The organism is Sphingomonas hankookensis, from assembly GCF_028551275.1.
In the GTDB taxonomy this organism is placed as follows: Bacteria; Pseudomonadota; Alphaproteobacteria; order Sphingomonadales; family Sphingomonadaceae; genus Sphingomonas; species Sphingomonas hankookensis_A.
This window is the reverse complement of sequence record NZ_CP117025.1, coordinates 2,303,895-2,323,637: the sequence shown is the minus strand read 5'-3', so window position 1 is coordinate 2,323,637 and position 19,743 is coordinate 2,303,895. Positions and strand designations below refer to the sequence as shown.

Annotated in this window: 16 protein-coding genes; 8 read left to right on the top strand and 8 right to left on the bottom strand. The window is 67.3% G+C overall.

Features of this window, described 5'->3' with window-relative positions; genetic code table 11:
• Positions 1–85: 85 nt before the first annotated feature.
• The 4 genes from PPZ50_RS11005 to PPZ50_RS10990 all read left to right on the top strand — a co-directional run bounded on the left by PPZ50_RS11005 (position 86) and on the right by PPZ50_RS10990 (position 6,721).
• A complete protein-coding gene (locus PPZ50_RS11005; protein ID WP_198158580.1) occupies positions 86–2,434 on the top strand; it encodes a TonB-dependent receptor in 2,349 nt (782 codons plus the stop codon).
• 73 nt (positions 2,435–2,507) lie between these two features.
• Positions 2,508–3,806 carry a glycoside hydrolase family 1 protein gene (locus PPZ50_RS11000; protein WP_198158579.1) on the top strand — a complete coding sequence of 433 codons (1,299 nt, stop codon included), beginning with the start codon at positions 2,508–2,510 and terminating at the stop codon, positions 3,804–3,806.
• Between the two features lie 3 nt (positions 3,807–3,809).
• A complete protein-coding gene (locus PPZ50_RS10995) occupies positions 3,810–4,457 on the top strand; it encodes a TetR/AcrR family transcriptional regulator (protein ID WP_066691590.1) in 648 nt (215 codons plus the stop codon).
• A gap of 74 nt (positions 4,458–4,531) precedes the next feature.
• On the top strand, positions 4,532–6,721 hold the full coding sequence (locus PPZ50_RS10990) for a beta-glucosidase (RefSeq protein WP_066691587.1): 2,190 nt from the start codon (positions 4,532–4,534) through the stop codon (positions 6,719–6,721).
• Positions 6,722–6,806: 85 nt separating this feature from the next.
• Here the strand turns inward: PPZ50_RS10990 and PPZ50_RS10985 are convergent, their stop codons facing one another.
• Positions 6,807–8,435, bottom strand: a complete 1,629-nt coding sequence (locus PPZ50_RS10985) for an acyl-CoA synthetase (protein WP_272815296.1) — start codon at positions 8,433–8,435, stop codon at positions 6,807–6,809.
• 2 nt (positions 8,436–8,437) lie between these two features.
• The gene (locus PPZ50_RS10980) at positions 8,438–8,596 is read right to left on the bottom strand and encodes a hypothetical protein (protein WP_198158577.1); all 159 of its coding nucleotides are present in this window, start codon (positions 8,594–8,596) and stop codon (positions 8,438–8,440) included.
• A gap of 161 nt (positions 8,597–8,757) precedes the next feature.
• Between PPZ50_RS10980 and PPZ50_RS10975 the strand changes: the two genes are divergently transcribed.
• Complete coding sequence (locus PPZ50_RS10975; RefSeq protein ID WP_272815295.1) at positions 8,758–9,444, top strand: TetR/AcrR family transcriptional regulator; 687 nt, start codon at positions 8,758–8,760, stop codon at positions 9,442–9,444.
• Positions 9,445–9,511: 67 nt separating this feature from the next.
• Here PPZ50_RS10975 and PPZ50_RS10970 read toward each other — a convergent pair whose 3' ends face one another.
• Together PPZ50_RS10970 and PPZ50_RS10965 are read right to left on the bottom strand one after the other, a co-directional pair.
• Positions 9,512–10,312, bottom strand: coding sequence for an MBL fold metallo-hydrolase (locus PPZ50_RS10970; RefSeq protein WP_066691578.1), 801 nt, complete (start codon positions 10,310–10,312; stop codon positions 9,512–9,514).
• A 26-nt stretch (positions 10,313–10,338) separates the two neighbouring features.
• Positions 10,339–11,760, bottom strand: coding sequence for an MFS transporter (locus PPZ50_RS10965; RefSeq protein ID WP_066691571.1), 1,422 nt, complete (start codon positions 11,758–11,760; stop codon positions 10,339–10,341).
• Positions 11,761–11,869: 109 nt separating this feature from the next.
• Between PPZ50_RS10965 and PPZ50_RS10960 the strand changes: the two genes are divergently transcribed.
• Genes PPZ50_RS10960 through PPZ50_RS10950 form a run of 3 tightly spaced genes read left to right on the top strand, consistent with a single transcriptional unit; the run spans position 11,870 to position 14,519 of the window.
• Positions 11,870–13,102, top strand: coding sequence for an MFS transporter (locus tag PPZ50_RS10960; protein ID WP_084401655.1), 1,233 nt, complete (start codon positions 11,870–11,872; stop codon positions 13,100–13,102).
• A 20-nt stretch (positions 13,103–13,122) separates the two neighbouring features.
• Entirely contained in the window at positions 13,123–14,133 is a 1,011-nt protein-coding gene (locus PPZ50_RS10955) for a sugar phosphate isomerase/epimerase family protein (protein WP_066691568.1), read from the top strand.
• 11 nt (positions 14,134–14,144) lie between these two features.
• Entirely contained in the window at positions 14,145–14,519 is a 375-nt protein-coding gene (locus PPZ50_RS10950) for a C-glycoside deglycosidase beta subunit domain-containing protein (protein WP_066691565.1), read from the top strand.
• Between the two features lie 566 nt (positions 14,520–15,085).
• Here the strand turns inward: PPZ50_RS10950 and PPZ50_RS10945 are convergent.
• From PPZ50_RS10945 to PPZ50_RS10930, 4 genes are all read right to left on the bottom strand, one after another.
• The gene (locus PPZ50_RS10945; protein ID WP_198158576.1) at positions 15,086–16,402 is read right to left on the bottom strand and encodes an MFS transporter; all 1,317 of its coding nucleotides are present in this window, start codon (positions 16,400–16,402) and stop codon (positions 15,086–15,088) included.
• 166 nt (positions 16,403–16,568) lie between these two features.
• A complete protein-coding gene (locus PPZ50_RS10940; RefSeq protein ID WP_066691555.1) occupies positions 16,569–18,263 on the bottom strand; it encodes a GMC oxidoreductase in 1,695 nt (564 codons plus the stop codon).
• Entirely contained in the window at positions 18,263–18,904 is a 642-nt protein-coding gene (locus PPZ50_RS10935; RefSeq protein WP_232308003.1) for a gluconate 2-dehydrogenase subunit 3 family protein, read from the bottom strand. Before PPZ50_RS10935 ends, PPZ50_RS10940 begins: the two co-directional genes overlap by 1 nt.
• A gap of 75 nt (positions 18,905–18,979) precedes the next feature.
• Entirely contained in the window at positions 18,980–19,648 is a 669-nt protein-coding gene (locus PPZ50_RS10930) for a TetR/AcrR family transcriptional regulator (RefSeq protein ID WP_066691548.1), read from the bottom strand.
• Between the last annotated feature and the right edge of the window lie 95 nt (positions 19,649–19,743).

Below are 19,743 nucleotides of genomic sequence, written 5' to 3'. Positions count from 1 at the left end.
TAACATACGTGCATGCTTGACAGTATGTTTGTTGGGTGGCAGCGTGCTTCTCAGGCCGCGGATGACGGCGTTGGGAGAGGGAATGATGAGGGGTTGGATTTTGCTGGCCGGCGCCAGTCTGGTCGCCGTTTCCGGTGCCGCGCAGGCCCAAGGGCAGGCGGCGTCGCCGTCCGATCCCGCAACCGCGCTGCAGGATGCGTCCGACGATAGCACGGGCGAGATCATCGTCACGGCGCAGCGCCGCAGCGAGCGTCTGCGCGACGTTCCGATCGCTATTACGGTCGTCGACGGCGCGTCGATCCGCGAAACCGGCGCGAACCAGCTGGCCGACATCACCCAGCGCGCGCCCAGTCTGAACTTTACCGCGACGCCCGGCGTGCCCAATTTCGCGATCCGCGGCGTCGGCACCAACTCGTTCGACTATGGCATTGAATCGGCGGTCGGCATTGCCGTGGACGACGTCAACATCACGCTCCCCCGCTTCGTGCCGCTCAATTCGCTGGCCGATGTCGAACGGGTGGAGGTGCTGCGCGGACCGCAGGGCCTGCTGTTCGGCAAGAACACCACCGCCGGCCTTATCTCGATCACGACCGCGCGTCCCGAACTCGGCAAGCTCGGGTCGAGCGGGCGGGTCCAGGTCGGCGAGCGCGATCAGGTGCAGTCGCAGGCGGTGGTCAATCTGCCGCTGGGGCAGAATGCCGCGCTGCGCGTCGTCGGTGGCTATCAATACCAGCGACCGGTGACGGAACTGGTTGGGCCGGGCCGGCTCGATCCCGTCCGCCGCTGGTTCGGCACGGCCAAGCTGCTCTGGGAACCGACCGACCGGTTGAGCCTGTACGCGATCGCCGATTACCAGAAGAACAGCGGGATCGAGGCCTATTCGACGATCCGCAAGTTCGGCGGCAACGACCCGACCCCGATCCCCGCCGTGCTGCGTCCGCTGGCGCCCGCCAACTTCGTTCGCGTGCAGAATGCTGCGCGCGGCGTCGTCGCGTCGCCGACGAACAACCGGACCGCGATCGGCAGCAACGATGTGGTGCGCGACGAACGCAGTTTCGGCGCGCAGTTCATCGCGTCCTACGATGCCGGGGCCGTCGCGATCACATCGGTCACCGCCTATCGCGACCTGACGGCGCGCGCGAACAACGATGTCGACCAGACGCCGATCCCGTTCTTCGACACCAACATCGCCAATTCGCAGTCGAACCAGTTTTCACAGGAGCTGCGCTTCAACAACAACGATCGCGGCTTCGTCGACTATACCGCCGGCCTCTATTATTTCCGGCAGCATATCGAAGCGCAGATCCTGCAGGCCGGGACGTTCGGGGTATTCCCGGCGAGCACGCCGGTCCGCTTGTCGCCGGTCAACGGCCAGTCGAATTTCGATTACGATACGAAGAGCTATGCCGCCTTCGCGCAGCTGACCTTCAACCTGACGCCGGAACTGCGCCTGATCGCCGGTGGCCGCTACACCCGCGACGAGATCGATTCGACGACCACCGTCACGCGGGTCGCCGGGGTGTGCAACCTGGTTACCTTCCTGTTGAGCGGTGGGCGCAACTGCGTCGGCACGCTGGCCGCGCCGATCACCGCCGCGCGGGGCGTCGCCGGCTTTTCGGGCCGGGCCGGGATCGAATATGCGATCGGCACGGCCAATCTCTACGCGACCTATACCCGTGGCTACAAAGGACCGGCGATCAGTTCGGCGGCCGGGGTCGCGTTCGCGGTCGATCCGGAAAAGGTCGATGCCTATGAAGTGGGCGTGAAGGCCGACCTGCTCGACCGTCGGCTCAGCCTGAACATCGCAGGGTTCATCAACGACTTCCGCGATTTCCAGGCGCAGGTGTTCGATCCAGCGCTGAACGGTGGTCTTGGCAGTTTCCGCACCGGCAATGCCAGCACGCTGAAGACGCGCGGGGTCGAGGCGGAGGCGACTGTGCGCCCGGCGCGCGGGTTCAGCCTGACGGGCGGCGTCACCTATCTCGACACCGAATATGGCGATTACAACGTCGCCTGTTACTTCGGGCAAACGGCGGCGCAGGGATGTTCGCTGCCGGGGCCGAGCTTCAACGCCGCCGGATCGCCGCTGGTCGGTGCGTCGAAATGGACGACGAGCCTGGCGGCCAGCGTCGATCAGCCGGTCGGCGATGCGCTGCGTCTCTTCGCCAATGCCGACTGGCGGTATCGCAGCAGCTTCTATTACGCGATCAACGATCCCAACACGATCCAGCCCGGCTTTTCGGTGGTCAATGCGACCGTCGGGATCGGCGATGTCGATGGCCGGGCGCGGGTCAGCGTGTTCGTGCGCAACCTGTTCGACCAGCGTTATGCCGCCGCGATCTTTCCGGGCAACTTCTCGGCGGGGCAATATGTCCAGTCGTTGCCCGACAACGCATTCCGCCGGATCGGCGCGGCGTTCGAGTGGCGCTTCTGAATCCTCCCCTGGGCGTCGGTGCTCCCGCTGGGACGCATCGACGCCTTTTTCCGAAGAGGCGGGAGGCGCAGGCGTGCCGGTCGCGACACGATCCTTTCCGGTCGATTTCCTGTGGGGTTCGGCAACCGCCGGCCATCAGGTCGAAGGCAACAACCGGAACAGCGATTGCTGGGCGCTGGAACACGCCCGGCCGTCGCTGTTCGCGGAACCCTCCGGCGATGCGGTCGACCAGTGGAACCGCTTCGACGACGACATGGCCCTCCTCGCCGCGATCGGTCTGAAGGCCTATCGCTTCGGGATCGAATGGGCGCGGATCGAGCCGGAGGAGGGGGTGTTCGCCCGCCCGGCGCTCGATCATTATCAGCGCTGCATCGATGCGTGTCACCGCCGTGGCATCACGCCGGTCGTGACCTTCCATCATTTCACGGTCCCGCTCTGGCTGGCACGCGCCGGCGGCATGACCAGCGATCGTTTTCCGGCGCTGTTCGCGCGCTATTGCGACCGGGTGACCCGGCACCTGCGCGGACTGGTCGTCGTATGCACCATCAACGAGCTGAACGTTCCGCTGGTCATCCGCCATGTGGCGCAGGTGCTGCTGGCGGGCGAGGCCGGCGCGGAACGACAGCGCGCGGCGGAGGCGGCGCTGGGCGGACCGATGAGGGGCAATTTCCTGTTCACGCCGCCTGAGGCATTGCTCGGCAAAGGCCTCGCCGCGCATGCGGCGGGTCGCGACGCGATTAAGTCGGTCATGCCGGAGGTGCAGGTCGGCATTACCCTGGCGCTGCAGGACGAACAGGCGGAGCCCGGCGCGGAACACATCCGCGACGCACGACTTGCCACGATGGTCGATCCGTTTCTCGACCGGGTTGCGGGAGACGACTTCATCGGCGTGCAGACCTATACCCGCATCACGTCCCGCGCGGACGGCACCCATGGCCCGCGCGCCGGTGAACCGGTGACGATCATGGGCTATGAGGACCGACCCGATGCGCTGGCGGCCGTCTGCCGCTATGTCTGGCAGCGGACGAATACCCCGATCATCGTCACCGAGAGCGGCTATGCGGGCATCGACGACGCACGGCGGGCGGCGTTCGTGAAGGAAGCGCTCGGCGCGTTGCACGGCGCGATGGCGGACGGGGTCGACGTGCGCGGCTATTTCTATTGGTCGCTGCTCGACAATTTCGAATGGTTGTCGGGCTATGGACCGAAGTTCGGGCTCATCGGCGTCGACCGTGCCACCCAGAGGCGGCAGATCAAGCCGTCCGCCCTGGCCTATGGCGCGATCGCGCGGGCAGGCGGGATCGATACGGGATCGACCGGGTCAGCTAGACTTGTCGCTCCCGGTATCGCTTCCCGTGCAAAGCTGACCTAGACCATGACCATGACGACTGCCGAGCCTTCCACCCCGACCAAGCCCGTCCGCCGCACGCAGGAACAGCGTACCGCCGATACCCGTGCCGCACTGTTCGCCGCCGCCGTGCAGACGATCGATCGACTGGGCTATGCCGGCGCCAACAACGCGTCGATCGCCGATGAGGCGGGGGTCAGTCGCGGGGCGATCACCCATCACTTCACCACCCGCGCCGCCTTCATGGCCGAAGTCGTCCATTGGGTGTTCGAGCAGGAAACGCGCATCTTCCGCGAACTGATGGAACAGGCGCACACCGGTTCGCGCGTCGCGGACTGGCCGGCGCTGCTGTGGGACGTGTTCTCCCGGCCTTCGGGCGTGGCGGTGATGGAAATCCTCGTCGCGTCGCGCAGCGATCCGGAACTCGCCGCGCTCGTCTTGCCGATGCAGGCCGAAGTCGAACGCACCGGTGCCGCCAACTTCCTGCAGACCATCGGTGGCAAGCAGCTCGACATGTCGGCGATCCGCCTGGTCGTATGGGCGGTTCGCGGGATGACGATGGGGCGGACCTTCATCGGCGATCCGCAGGGCATGGAGAATGCCGTGGCGCTATTTTCCCGCCTAATCGACCAGGCAGTCCCGAGCGGCCGTTTCGAGGATATGGCCAAGCTGTAAACCTACGTGCATGCTTGCACGTTTATGAAAGTCGTGTAGCCTCGTCCGATCGCAAACTGGCGATCGGGAGAGGAATGATGACGATCCGACCCATATTGGCGGCGGCGCTGGTGTTCGGCTGCACGCCCGCGATGGGCCAGACGAAGGACGACGCCGACGCCCGCGCGGCGGCGACCGAGGCGCAGATGCGCCAGGACGAGCGGACGGTGCTGACGCACGGCCTCTGGGCGATCCCGCTGATCCCGGGCGTCGTGATCCCGCCGGAGGCGGTGACCGGGGCCGGTTATGTGTCGGGCATCCCCCGGCTCGGCGTACCCGCGCTGTTCGAAACCGATGCCAGCCTGGGCGTGTCCTATATCGCCGGGTTGCGCGGGGACGGTGCGACCGCGCTGCCCTCCGGCATGGCGATGGGCGCGACGTGGAACGCCGATCTGATGCGGCGCGGCGGCGCGATGATCGCCGACGAGGCGCGCGCCAAGGGCTTCAATACGTTGCTGGGCGGCGGGATCAACCTGATCCGCGACCCGCGCAACGGCCGTACGTTCGAATATATGGGCGAGGATCCGCTCCATTCCGGCCTGCTCGGCGGAGCGGCGGTCGCGGGTATCCAGTCGCGCCATGTCCTCGCCACCGTCAAGCATTTCGCGCTCAACGCGCAGGAAAGCGGCCGCCATGTGGTCGACAGCGTGATCGGCGACGACGCCTTTCGCATGAGCGACCTGCTGGCGTTCCAGATCGCGATCGAGGAAGGGCGACCGGGTGCGGTCATGTGCGCGTACAACCGCGTCAACGGCGCGCAGGCGTGTGGCAGCAATTACCTCCTCAACCAGGTCCTGAAGCGCGACTGGCGCTATCCCGGCTTCGTCATGTCCGACTGGGGTGCGGTCCGCGCGACCGACTTCGCGCTGGCGGGCCTCGACCAGCAATCGGGCGCGCAGATCGACAAAGGGCGCTGGCTGGCCGCGCCGCTGGCCGCGGCGGCGGCGCGCGATCCCGCTTATGCCGCGCGGGTGCGCGACATGAACCGGCGCATCCTCCGTTCGATCTACGCGGTCGGGCTCGACCGGAACCCGCCGGTCAAGGCGCCGATCGACTTCGCCGCCAATGCGGCGGTCGCGCGCGCGGTCGCCGACGAAGCCATCGTCCTGCTGCGCAACCAGAACGCTCTGCTGCCGCTGTCGAAGTCGGTGAAGTCGATCGCGATCATCGGCGGCCATGCCGATGCGGGCGTACTGTCGGGCGGCGGATCGACCCAGGTGGAGGCCGTTGGTGGCCCCGCCGTATCGATCCCGATGGGCGGCGAAGGGCCGCTCGCCAAGTACAATAACCAGACCTACGCCCCGTCGTCGCCCATGGCCGCGATCCGCGCGCTCGCGCCTAGTGCCAGCGTTACCTATCGCGACGGCCGCTACCTGACCGACGCCGTCGCCGCCGCGCGTACCGCCGAGATCGCGATCGTGTTCGCGACGCAGTGGATGCGGGAGGGGGCGGACGTGCCCGACCTGTCGCTGCCCGAGGGGCAGGACGCGCTGATCGCCGCCGTCGCCGCCGCGAACCCCAGGACGATCGTCGTGCTCGAGACCGGGGGACCGGTGCTGATGCCGTGGCTGGAGCGGACGCCGGCGGTGGTCGAGGCCTGGTATCCGGGCATCCGTGGGGGCGAGGCGATCGCCGGGGTGCTGTTCGGCGATACCAATCCGTCGGGCCGGTTGCCGGTGAGCTTCCCGGCGTCGACCGCCGACCTGCCGCGCCCGGAACTGCCCTATGCCGGCGACAGCGACGCCGCCTTTGCCAAGGCCGATGCCGCCGGCCAGCGGTTCCCGATCGACTACGACATCGAGGGCGCCGATGTCGGCTATCGCTGGCATGCGCGCACGGGGCGGGCGCCGCTCTACGCCTTCGGTCATGGGCTGAGCTATACCAGCTTCGACCATTCGGCACCGGCGGTCACCGCGGGCACCAAGCCACGGGCGCGGCTGACCGTGCGCAACACCGGTACGCGGGCGGGACGCGACGTGCCGCAGCTCTATCTGGTCTCGACCCCCGGCGGGACGACCCGTCGCCTCGCCGGCTTTGCGCAGGCGATGCTCCAGCCCGGCGAGGCGCGAACGCTGGATATCGCGATCGAGCCGCGCATCCTCGCCGACCGGCGCGATGGCGCGTGGGTGTTGCGCGGCGGTCGCTATGGCTTTGCGGTCGGGCGGTCGGCGAGCGATCTCGGCCCGGTGACCTATGTGACGCTGCGGGAGCGCCGCTGGAACTGAGACAGGCTGGGGGAAGGCGACGCCCGATGACCGCGGAGATTCTCGCACCGGGCGCCGCGGCTCCCGGCCGGCCTGATCCGTTCGCTCAGTTCGCTTCCTCCGCCGCCAACCGCCGCAGTTCCGGTTTGAAGATCTTGCCGACGGCGGTCAGCGGCAGGGCCGGCAGGATCCGCACCCCCTTCGGCCGGGCCGCGCGTTCGTCGATCGCCGCTTCGGCAAAGGCCAGCAGCGCCGCTTCGTCGACCATCGCATCGGGGCGAAGCTGGACGAAGGCGACCGGCACCTCGCCGGCATGGGCATCGGGGCGACCGACGGCGGCGGCCAGCAGGACGGCGGGATGGCCGCTCAGCGCCTCCTCGATCACCGCCGGGTCGATATTGTGGCCGCCGCGGATGATCAGGTCCTTGGCCCGGCCGGTCAGCCACAGATAGCCGTCGGCATCGATCCGTGCGAGATCGCCGGTGTTCAGCCAGCGTCGACCATCGGGATGGTCGATCCATATCCCCCGGTCATGCGCTACCGACCGGTAGCCTATGAACACATTGTCGCCCGATATCGCCAGCGCGCCGACCTCGCCGACCGCCGCATCGCGCACCCAGCGGCCATCGTCGTCGAGGATCATCGGCCGGGCACGCTGTCCCGGCAGCACGCGGCCGATCGACCCCGGCCGGCGATCGTCCGCCGGATTGAGGCTGGTCGCGCACGTCCCCTCGGTCAGGCCATAGCCTTCGAGGACCGGCACGCCGAGCGCACGCTCCGCCACGGCATGCTGCGCCGCCGACAGCGGTGCCGCGCCGCAGATCGCGAAGCGCAGCGATGCGGCGGCACCCTCGGGCTTGGGAATCTGCGCCAGCGCCGACAGCAGGGTCGGCACCGCACTGAAGCTGGTAATGCCGAAGCGATCGACCAGCGGCCAGAAGCCGGCGAGCAGCCCTGGCGTGCGAAACCCCATCGCGGTCGCCAACACCACCTCGCCCCCGATCGCGAAGGGCAGCAGGCCCGACACCATCGCCGCATTGACATGGAACATCGGCAGGCCGCTCAGCATCGCATCGCCTTCGCCGAGCAGGCCGGTAACGGCGGTCGCGATCTGCGCGACATTGGCCAGTTCGTTGGCATGGCTGCGCCGGGCGATCTTGGGCAGGCCGGTCGTGCCGCCGGTGCAGAACCACGAGGAATCGTCGCTCGACCGCGCGTCTGCGAACCGCAGCCGGTCCCGGTCCGATGCAGTGCAAAGCGCATCGAAGTCATGAACGGCGACCGTCCCCGCGCACACCGCCGACGCGGGACTGTCGACCAGGATCAGGTGGCTGAGCGACGGCACGGCCGACAGGACTGCCTCGAGTTCGCTGGGCGAAAGGGTGATGGCGGACGCCTGCGTGACCAGCACGCTTGCGCCCGCTTCACGCAGGATGGCCGCCAGCGTTGCGACACCCAGCGCGGGGTTGAGCGGAAGGGCGATCCCGACCGCCTCCGCTCCCCACAGGGCGACATGCGTTTCGGAAAGGTTGGGCAGGGCAAAGGCGACCACGCTGGTCCGGTCGACGCCGAGCAGGTGGAGACCATTGGCGAAGGCGGTAATGCGCCCCACCAGCTCTGCGTAGGTCCACGCTGCAACCTCGTCCCCCTCGGGCGAGGCAATGAAGCGGAGCGCGGTCCGCCCGGCGAAGCGGTCGGCCGATGCGGCGATCAGGCGGTAGCTGTTCTGGAGCATGGTCAGCGGGCGATGGCAGGGCGGCCGATCGCGCGGGACGCGGTCAGGCCGGACGACCGACAAAGGCTTTCCGGGGCGGCGAGTGCGTCCTGCCGGTCGAACTGGGCCACATAGGGCACCAGCCGCACGCTTTCGCCGCAGCGTCGTGCAGGGACAACCATTCCTCCCATCGGATGTGCCGCCATACCTATCTCCTCTCCATCGCGCGCCCGATAGCGTCGTCGATTGAAGGACTACTCCCGCGATTGCAGGCCGGTCAATATTTCTTCCTGCATGAAGGAAGAAAATTCGGGTGCGCCGGCCGGCTGATTGCGGGTAGGTCGTGACGGAACGCGGGGAGGAGAGCGACATGGGCGGGCGAACGCCGCAGGCGAAGCGACGGCAGATCTCGCGCGGGACGATCCTCGATGCGGCCGAGCGACTGTTCGCCGCGCATGGCCGGGACGGCGTGACGTTGAAGGCGATTGCGGCGGCGGCCGATGTCGATGCGGCGCTGGTACGCTATTATTTCGGCGACAAGGAAGCCGTGTTTCACGAGATGTTCGAACGTCGCGCGGTCGTCCTGAACGGCGAACGCCATGCGGCGATGGACCGCATGGAGGCGCGCTGCGGCGACGCGATCACGGTGCGCGATGCGCTCGACACCTTCCTGCGCCCGATGTTCGAAACGGCGTTCAATCGCGGGCAGGGCTGGGCCGATTTTGCGGCGATCGCCGCCACGATCAATTCGTCGCGGGCCGGCGGCGCGGCGGTCATGCGCGATAATTTCGATCCGATCGTCCAGCGGTTCATCGGCCACCTGCGCCGCGCCGCGCCGAGCGTACCCGACAAGGTACTGTATCGTTATTTCGATCACCTGACCGGGGCACTGACCCACTGCATCGCCCAGACCGGACGCATCGATACGCTGTCGGGCGGGCAGGTGCTGTCGAACGATATGGACGACGCATTATCAAGCCTGCTGACGATCTTCGACGCCGGGTTCGCCGCGCTGCAAGCCGGGGACTAGCGCCGACCTGCCTCCGCGGGATGGCGGCATCTGCCGAAGTCGGCACCCGTGTCGACGGTACATCGGATCAGCGGTGCGGGTCGAGGCAGGCCACGTATCGCCCTGCCGAGCGGAGCACGATTGCCTTCGCCGCCGTCTCGATGTCCTGACCCGCGAACGCACCGTACATCCGATCGAAATCGATCCCGGCGATACGATCGGCGATCCCGCTGACCGTTGCGGCTGGCAGGGGCAGCATGTTGGGATAGCTCCACATGAAGGATACCGCGTCGCCGCCCGGCGTGATCTGCAGAATGTCTCCCGCCAGCAGCATATCGTCCGCGCCCCGCCAGTGCAGCACCGTCCCGCCGGGAAAGTGGCCGCCCAGACGAAGCAGCCGAACGTCGCCGGGCAAGTCCAGCGTTTCGCCCTCCCAGAACCGAAGATACGGACTCGGCCGCATGACCCATTCGCGGTCGGCGGCATGCACGAAGACGGGAGCGTCGAACGCCGCCGCCCAGTCCTGCATCGTGGTGTAGTAATGCGGATGGGACAGGGCGATGGCGTGAAGACCGCCCAGCGCCGTGATCAGCCGTGTCGTGGCACTATCGAGGTTGGCGATACAGTCCCACAGGATGTTGCCGCCGGGCGACGTCAACAGGAACGCCCGCTGCCCGATGGCGAAGCGCGGCGTCGTTTCGATGCTGAACAAGCCCGGCCGATGTTCGCGCCACTGGTTGCTGTGCCGCGCGGCGATCCGTTCCCGGTCGGTCCAGTGCTGTCCGGAGCGGGGAACATATTGGCGTTCGTCGGTGCAGATCGCGCAATGCCCGGGCGGGCCGCCATCGCGTTCGTACGACGTGCCGCAGGTTGCGCAGACATGGATCATGGTCGTCTCCTCCTTGCCCGCCGCATCTACCGTTCGAAGAGGTGCCGGGGCAGGCCGCGCAGCAGCAGCGCCAGCAGCACCAGGTCGAACGCGACGATGCCGGACGTTACCAGGAATGCCGTCGGCATCCATTCGCCCGCGCCACCTGCCGCGACCATGAAATACACCGTCGCGATCACGGCGGTGCCGAGCGCGCCGCCGATCTGCTGCACCGTCTTGTGCATCGCGCCGGCCACCCCGGCATGGTTGCGATCGACGCGGGCAAGCGTGATCGGGCCCAGCGGTCCGCTCAGGCTCCCCATGCCGATCCCGGCGACCAGCAGCAACGCACCGATCCCCGCCGGGGACAACGCCAGCCGGACCGCCAGCGCCGTGGCAAGACAGCCGGCCGCCATCACGATCGCCCCGATGATCGGCACGCGCCGCCCGTGCCGGGGCAGCGCCTTGCGTCCGATCTGGCTGATCCCCGCCATGACCCCCAGACCGAAGGGGATATGGAGCAACGCGACGTCGATCGGCGTATAGCCAAGGCCGCGCTGCAACGTCAGGCTGAAGGTCAGCAGGAAGCCGCCCGAAGCGATGGCGAACCCCATGGTCGCGGTCAGCCCGATGCGGAAGCTACGATCGGAGAACAGCGCCGGCTCGATCAGGGCGGACCCGAGCCGCGCCCGCCGCCTGCCTTCGTAGCGCCAGAACCCCCACCACAGCGCGATGCTGGCAAGGCCCAGCGCGGCGGTCCACCACGGCCATCCCGCCGCGCGCCCCTCGATCAGCGGCAGCAGCAGCGCGCCGAGCGCGGCGAACAGCAGCAGCGACCCCGGCACGTCCGGGCGCAGCGCTTGGCCCGAACGGCCCGGTGGCAGCAAGGTCAGCCCGGCGACCAGCGCCAGCATACCGAAGGGCAGGTTGATCAGGAACACGCTGCGCCAGCCGAGCCCCAACGGACTCCATTCGATCAGCAGCCCGCCTAGAACCGGCCCGCCGATCGCCGCCAGCCCGCCGATGACGCCGAACGCCGCCAGCCGCGCGATGCGTTCGGTCGGCGTGTAGAGCAACTGGATCAGGGCGACACCCTGCGGCGCCATCACCGCCGCGGCGGCCCCTTGCGCGAGGCGCGCGACCGCCAGCGAGGCGCCGTCGGTCGCCAGCCCGCACGCCATCGACGCGACGGTGAACCCGACCACCCCCACCACGAACATCCGCGCATAGCCGAACAGGTCGCCCAGCCGCCCGCCGACGATCAGCAGCACGGCAAAGGTCAGGAAATAGCCCGAAACCACCCATTGCATCACATGGTCGGACGCGCCGAGGCCGTTCTGGATGGCGGGCAGGGCGGTGTTGACGATCGTCGAATCGACCACGTCCATGACGAACGCCACCAGCACCGTCGCGAACGCCAGCGTGCGCTGCCGGCCGGTCAGCCGATCCGAAACCGCTCTTGCTACCATCAGATCGATCCTCGCTTGACAGGGTCGCAGGTCATGGCGATACCACGTATCAGAATGCAAGTTCTAATTAAGCCGGCAAACCGGTCGATGGGTTAGGGAGAGGATTCGGATGACCGCCGACACAGGACAGATGGGATTACGCCGCCCGGGCATCGGGCAGGGGCTGACCGTCATCATCGCCGGCTTCCTGCCGATCCTCGCCATCGTATCGCTGTTCCCGGCGGTCCCGTCGATCATCGACCATTTCGCCGCCGAGCCGACCGCCGCGTGGAAGGTGCCGGCGATGGTGTCGGCGCCGGGGCTGACCATCGCGATCTTCGCGCTGTTCGCCGGGATCCTCGTCGACCGGTTTGGCCGGCGCAAATTGCTGCTGGCGGCGACATTGCTGTTCGGGGTGTTCGGAACGGCGCCGTTCTTCCTGAACGATCTGAATGCGATCTACGCCTCGCGGCTCCTGCTGGGCATTGCCGAAGCCGCGATCCTGACCACGATGAATACGCTGATCGGCGATTATTGGGATGAAAAGGGGCGGCGCAACTGGCTGACGCTGCAGGGGCTGGCCGGACCGTTCCTCGCCAGCGGCGTCATCCTGGCGTCGGGGTTCCTTACCGGCCTGCGCTGGAACGGGATCTTCCTGATCTATCTGATCGCCTTCCCGACGTTCCTCGCCGCTGCCAAGTTCCTGTATGAGCCGACCAGCGACGCCACCGCACGCAAGATGCTGGGCATCGGCGCCGAACCGGCGCGCAGTCCCTTTCCGGCGGCATCGGTCGCGATCATCGGCGCGGTCACGCTGTTCGCGTCGGCGCTCTATTATGTCTTCATCATCAACGGCGGCATGGCGTTCCGCGAAGTCGGCATCCAGTCGTCGCAGGAACTGAGCAAGCTGACCTTCATCCCCAGCCTGTTCGTCATGGTCGGGTCGGCGATCTTCTGGGCGACCGGCCGTGCGCGTCCGGTGGTGCAACTCGGCATCTTCCTGTCGCTGATCGGTGGCGGGCTGGCGATGATCGGGCTGGCGCCCGACTGGCGCTGGATGGTCGCGGGGCTGGTCGTGCAGCAGACCGGCGCCGGCATGGCCGTGCCGACGCTGATCGCCTGGGCACAGACCAAGCTGCCCTTCGAACATCGCGGGCGCGGCATGGGCGTGTGGACCGCCTGCTTCTTCTTCGGGCAATTCTCCAGTCCGTTCCTGGTGTCGCTGTTCCGCGTCCAGACGGGCGCGATGCAGGGCGCGTTCCTGATCATGGGCGCGGCCGGCGTCGTCGGCGCGGTCGCGGCCTTCCTTCTCGCGGTGACGCGGCATGGCGGGGACAACCCTGCCCAGCCGGCGGTCGCCTGATCCACCCCCATTGCAGGACGATGGTCATGACGATCAAACGGGGCGTCAGCCTCTACAGCTACCAGAACGAAACCTTTCTCGGCAAAATGACGCTGGAGGACTGCATCCGCACCAGCGTCGAACTGGGCGCACCGGGGATCGAGGTGATCGGCGAACAGACCTTCTGGGGCTGGCCGGAAGCGGGCGTGGCCGACGAAAAGATCGCCGAATGGCACCAGCTGATCGCGAAGTACGGCGCGGTGCCGGTCGCCCACGACTTCATGCTCGATTACAAGCGGTACAAGGGCCGCGAGATGCCGTTCGACGAACAGGTCGCGAGCATCCGCAAGGACATCGACTTCGGCGCGCGCCTCGGCGTGAAATATCTCCGCGCCCTCGTCTCGATCGCCCCCGACGTGCTGGTCGCGGCGGCACCCTATGCCGAGGAGAAGGGCGTCAAGCTGCTGATCGAGGTGCACGCCCCGCTGCATTTCGATCACCCGTGGATCGTCCGCCATGCCGAGGCTTTCGAGAAGTCGGGCAGCGATGCGCTGGGCTTTCTGCCCGACATGGGCATGTTCCTCACCGCCTTTCCGCCGGTGTGGAAGGAACGCTTCATCCGCAACGGCGTGCCGCAACACATCGCCGACTATATCGTGAAGGCGTATGAGGACCGGGTCCTGAGCGAATATGTCATCCTGAACGTGCGCGACATGGGCGGCACCGGACCCGCACTGGCCATGGCCGAAACGCTGCGCCACAATGCCGCCTACGAGCCGAAGCGGATGCTCGATTACATGCACCGTATCCATCACATCCACGGCAAATTCTATCAGATGGATGCCGATCTGGTCGAACCGTCGATCGACTATGCCAGGATCGTGGGCGTGCTGAACCAGGGCGGCTATGACGGCTATATCTGTTCGGAATATGAAGGAAATCGCTGGATCGAGGACGCGTACGAGGTCGACTCGGTCGAACAGGTCCGCCGGCATCAGGAGATGCTGAAGCGCCTGATCGATGCCCCCGCCACCAACGCCATCGCTGCCTGAAGGACACCGACATGTTCGATAACAAGATGATCGTGGACGACAGCCTGAAGGCGACCGACGACGGCTTCAGCATCGAGGCGCGGCTTCCCTATTATCGCGGCCTCGGCGTCTCGATGATCGAGAATGTCGCGGTCAGCGTCGATGGCGAACCGGTGCCGCGCGACGACATCACCGTGACCCTGCGCGGCCGGACCTGGACGCTCGACCAGATGGAGAGCGAATATGGCGACCGCTGGAACTTCGGCGAGAAGGCCGTGGTCGGCGTGAAGCGCAGCGGCGGACTGACGCCCGGTGACCATCGCATCGAGCTGGCCGAGACGATGCGGATCTCCTACCTGCCGTTCGTGCCGACGACCAAGGATGCGAAGACGCTGACGCTGCGCTGACGGGCCTTTGCGGCGCGAGTGCGGGGGCGGGTCCTACAGGACGCCGCCCCCATTTCGTTGGCCAAAAGCCCGTCACCCCAGCGAAAGCTGGGGTCTCCCCGTAATAGCACGTCGCGTCCGACAGGGATGAAGCCTGACCTGACCTGCAACGGGGCTTGCCCGGACAGTTCCCCGATCGTCACTCCTGCGTAGGTGGGAGGCCGTAAACGTCAGTGTGGCGACGTGAAACGAAACGGGTGCGCCCATGGATTTTCGACTGTGCGAGACCTTTGCGACAGTCCACTCCCTATCCACCGACCCGCCCGTACCCCCGCGCAGGCGGGGGTCCAGACCGCGCGATTGACGCGGCAACCAAAGCATACGGCGTACCCCCGCGGAGGCGGGGACCCAGAGCCACATTCGCAAGCCATGGTTTTGTTTGGCCCTGGACCCCCGCCTGCGCGGGGGTACGCGACAACCGCGCCGCCGGAGAGTGCGTGGCATAGCTGGGCCCCCCGCCTGCGCGGGAATAACGACCATGGACGCATGCCGATCGCGCCCGGCAGGAACGGCATGCCGCCCCCAAATCACGCCGGCCGCGCGATCGCCGGATAGCGTGCGATCACCACCATCTGCGCAACCAGACACGCTACGATCGGCGCATAATACAGCCACCGCAGCCCGGTTACGACCTCGCCGCCGCCCTTGCCGGGCACATAGCCGATGCTTGCCAGGCCGAACGCGACCAGCGCACCGCCGACCGCCATGCCGATCTTGGTCGACAGGCTGATGCCCGACGACAGCAGCCCTTCGTTGCGCGTGCCGGTCAGCTGTTCGTGATATTCGATCGCCTCCGCCGCCATCGCAAAGATCGCGGTCATGGTGATGCTCAGCAGCACCGATCCCAGCAGGTAGAGCGTCAGGAACCCGGCGGTCGATCCTTCGACCAGCGGCAGCGCGGCGAACAGCGGCAATGCCGCCAGCAGCGCGATCAGGTTGCCGCGCCGCATCCCCAGCCGCTTGAAATAGGGCGGGGCGATGACCGATCCGATCAACAGCGTGCCCGATACCGCCGGCAGCAGGATCGAGATCATCCACGGCTTGCCCAGTACGTTGATCGCGAAGAACGGCGTGATCGCCAGCACCGCGCCGAACCGGACGAAATTGAGCAGCGCGAACAGGAACACGGTGTTCCACGCCCGGTTGCCCAGCATCGCGCGCACCTGCGGCCAGATCGCCTGGGCGACCGGCGGTTCGACGGCATGGACCTGTTCGGGACAGCGCAGCAGGTTGAGCGTCGTCACGGTGGTGATCAGGCCGAACAGCCCGCCGACGATCAGGAACCCCAGCCGCTGATCGCCACCCCCCAGTGCTCCCACCAGCGGCATGGTCGCGGCGGTGGCGACGATGACCGAGATCGCGGTGCCGGCGGCGCGCAGGCTGCCGAGCGTCAGCCGCTCGCCATTGCGGTTGGTCATCATCGGCAGCAGCGCGCCATAGGGAATGTTGATCGCCGAAAACAGGATGCCGAGCGCGGCGAAGGTCGCGATCGCCCAGAGCAGCCGGCCATTCTCGCCCAGCGGCGGCATCCAGAAGGTCGCGGCGCACAGCAGCCCGAATGGGATCGCGCCCCATTTGAACCACGGCCGCGCCCGTCCGCTGCGCCCACGCGTCCGGTCGACCAGCACCCCGATCACCGGATCGATCGCGGCATCGGCCAGTCGCGACACCAGCAGCAACGTGCCGACCGCCGCCGCCGGCAGCAGCGCGACATCGGTGTAGAAGAACAGCAGGAACGCGCCCACCATGTTCCACGACAGGCCGAACCCGAAGTCGCCCAGCCCGTAAGCGAGCTTGGCCGATCGCCGCAGCGGCGGCGAAGCAAGCGGAAGGTCTTCCCGCATCGCCTGCATGACTTAACGCTCCGCTACGGTACGGGAGCGGCGGGGAGCGCGCGGCTCCCCGGCGGCGAGCGGCCTTTGGGCGGATGCGGCAACGGTCATCTTCTTTCACTCCGGGCGGCACCGACGCTGCGGTGCCTGGCGGGATGTGCCCGCTAGCAGACTGGGATCAGAGCGCGCCTTCCTTCAGCATCGACACCGCCGTCGCACAGGCGCGCGCCGTCAGCGCCATGTAGGTCAGCGACGGGTTCTGGCAGGCCGAGGACGACATCTGCGCGCCGTCGGTGACGAACAGGTTGGCGACGTCGTGCGCCTGGCTCCACTTGTTCAGCACGCTGGTGCGGGGATCATGGCCCATCCGCGCGCCGCCCATCTCGTGAATCGCGGAACCGCCGGGGCTGGGCTGGTCGAGGCCCATGATCACATGGCCGCCGGCTGCGGTCAGCATCGCCGCGGCTTCCGCCTTCGCATCGGCCAGCGCGGCGCGTTCCTCCGCGCCATGTTCGAACGCGATGCGCAGCGCGGGCAGGCCGATCGAATCCTTCACCGTCGGGTCGAGCGTGATGCGGTTGGTCGCGCGCGGGATCGAATCGGCAAAGGCGACCAGCACCATCCGCCACGGACCCGGCTCGCGCAGGCCGTTCTTGTAGTCCGCGCCGATCCCGGCATCGCGCTTGCCCCGCGTCCATGCCGCGCGGAACGCGCCACCCTGATAGGAAAAGCCGCGCGTGTGTCCGTTGCCGTCGATGGTGCCGAGGTTGCGGAAGCGGGGGATGACGACGCCGGTCGGGCGGTTGCCGAAATAGGTATGGTCCTCGAACCCCGGCATGATCGCGATGCCGGCAACGGTTTGCGCATGGTCCATGATATGGGTGCCGAGCACGCCGCTCGAATTGGCGAGGCCGTTCGGGTTGGCTTCGGTCGCCGAGCGCAGCAGCACGCCGACGCTGTTGAATGATCCCGCATTCAGGAACACGATTCGTGCCGTCGCCCGTTTGCGCTCGCCGCTCTTGGTATCGATGAAGCGCACGCCGGTCGCGCGGCCGGTGGCGGGGTCATGCTCGATCGCCTCGACCGCCGCATCGGTGATCAGCGTCAGGTTGCCGGTCTTCTGCGCCGCCGGCAGCGTCGAACTCTGCGTCGAGAAATAGGCGCCATAGGAACAGCCGCGCGGGCAGATCGAGCGATATTGGCACGCCGCGCGACCTTGATCGGGCCTGGCCTCGGTCAGGTTCGCGTTGCGCCCGACCGTCAGCCGCCGTCCGGGCCAGCGCTCACCGATCACCGATCGCACATGTTGCTCGACCGGGTTCAGCGCCATCGGTGGCAGGAAGCGGCCATCGGGCAGCTGCGGCAGCCCCTCCGCCATGCCCGCCACGCCGACGAACTCCTCGACCTTGTCATACCACGGCGCAATATCGGCATAGCGGATCGGCCAGTCGGTGCCGTGCCCGTCGCGGCGATTGGCGTCGAAGTCGTAATCCGACCAGCGATAGCATTGCCGCCCCCAGGACAGCGATCGTCCGCCCAAGCCGTGGCTGCGCCACCAGTTGAACTGGGTATCGCCGTCGGTCGTGTACGGGTTCTCGCGGTCGTTGACGAAGCGGTCCTGGGTGAATTCGGTGAAATGCCGGTTCTTGCGCTGGAACGCATAGTCGGTCTCGTACAGCGCGGCGTCGCCCAGTCCCCGGAACTCCAGATCCCACGGCGCCTTCGTCTCGTTCACATAGCCCGCGCCATGTTCGATCATCGCCCCGCGTTCGAGCATCAGGACCTTCAGCCCCGCCTCGGTCAGCTCCTTGGCCGCCCAGCCGCCGGTAATTCCCGACCCGATCACGATCGCGTCGAACAATGCATCGCTCATCAGCTGAACTCCACCGCGGTCCAGTCGCTCGACCATGCGCGACTGCCGGGAACAAAGGGGAGGTCCGGTTCCCATTTCCCGGGGACCAGCTCATATTGCAGCTCGCGCGAGCCGCCGGTTTCCGACGTGTAATAGGCGGTGAGGATCAGCGCCTTCAGCTTCTTCCACGGCGATTCGGGCGCATCGCGATCGGCCTGTGCAAAGGCTTCCGCATCGATCGCACCGACCGCCGCCTGCCGCCGGGCAGGGGTGGCGGCCAGGAAGTCGCCCTGCGCGCGCGAGTCGAGCTGCCATTCGAGCCAGTCGAGATAGTCGAGCGTGCCGTCCTGCCGCAGGTGGCGCGCCATGGTCGCGGGCAACGCCGCCCCCGCCGCCGGTGCCCGCGTCCCGTCGAGGCCGTGCGCGAGGCCGAGAATTACGAAGTCATGTGCACCGATATCGCCGGCGCCGGGCGTCGCGGTGCGCGGGATGACGGTCTGCGCGACGTGGCGCAGCATCAGGCGCTGGCGATCGGTCACCCCTTCCGCCGCATCGTCCATCCGTATCGCGGCAACGGGTATCCCCACCGCCAGCGCGAACAGCGCGGCACCGCCCAGCGTCTCGCGCCGGGTCCAGCCCTTTTCGGCCATGACGCTCCTCATCCTCGTCCCGCGCACCGACGAATGTGGCGCTTATCAGAATTATTATTCTGATTTGAACGTGGATCGGTGCCGTTGTCAAGCGGCCCCGTGGCTTCCCTTCGGCGCGGTGCGCAAATAGGCGGCGAGCATGTCGCCGAGGTCGTTCTTTAACTGATTCCAGTCGCCTTCGCCCGCCGCGTCGAGCGACGAACCGAACCCCAGATAGCGAGCGATCGCGGCATAGACGATGCGGAAACCGGCATCGGCGGCATGGCGCGGATCGGGGTGGCGGATTTCCTTCTCGCACGTCAGCAGCGCGTCGATCACCGCCTCGCTGGTCCGCGAATAGCTGCGCTTGCCGATCGAGGCGATGACCGGATCGCCGCTCGCGCGCAGCATCAGCGGACGCATCACCTCGGCATAGCGGCGCAGCACGTCCGCGATCGAATCGACCAGGTCGTGCACCATGTCGATCAGGTCGCCGCCGCGTTCCTGCACCCCCGCGATCGCCGCCAGCATGTCGGTATCGACTCGCTCCAGCACGCGCAGCTGCACGACATGGACCAGGTCCTCCTTGCTGTCGAACCGGCAATAGATCGATCCGATCGAAACCTTCCCGTGCTTCGCCACCTCGTTCAGCGTGAATTCGTCCGATCCGCGCTGCTTCATCAGTTCCTCGGCGGTCGTCAGCATCCGCTCGAAGCTGGCCTTGCTGCGCCCCTGCTGCGGCGCGCGCGCCTTCGCCATGATCGTTTCGATATCCATCGGCACCCCATTGACAGCCCCCGGACCGACGGCATATCAGAATAACAGTTCTAATTTCAGTTTAGTCCACCCGGCATCGGGCGGCAACCGCGCAC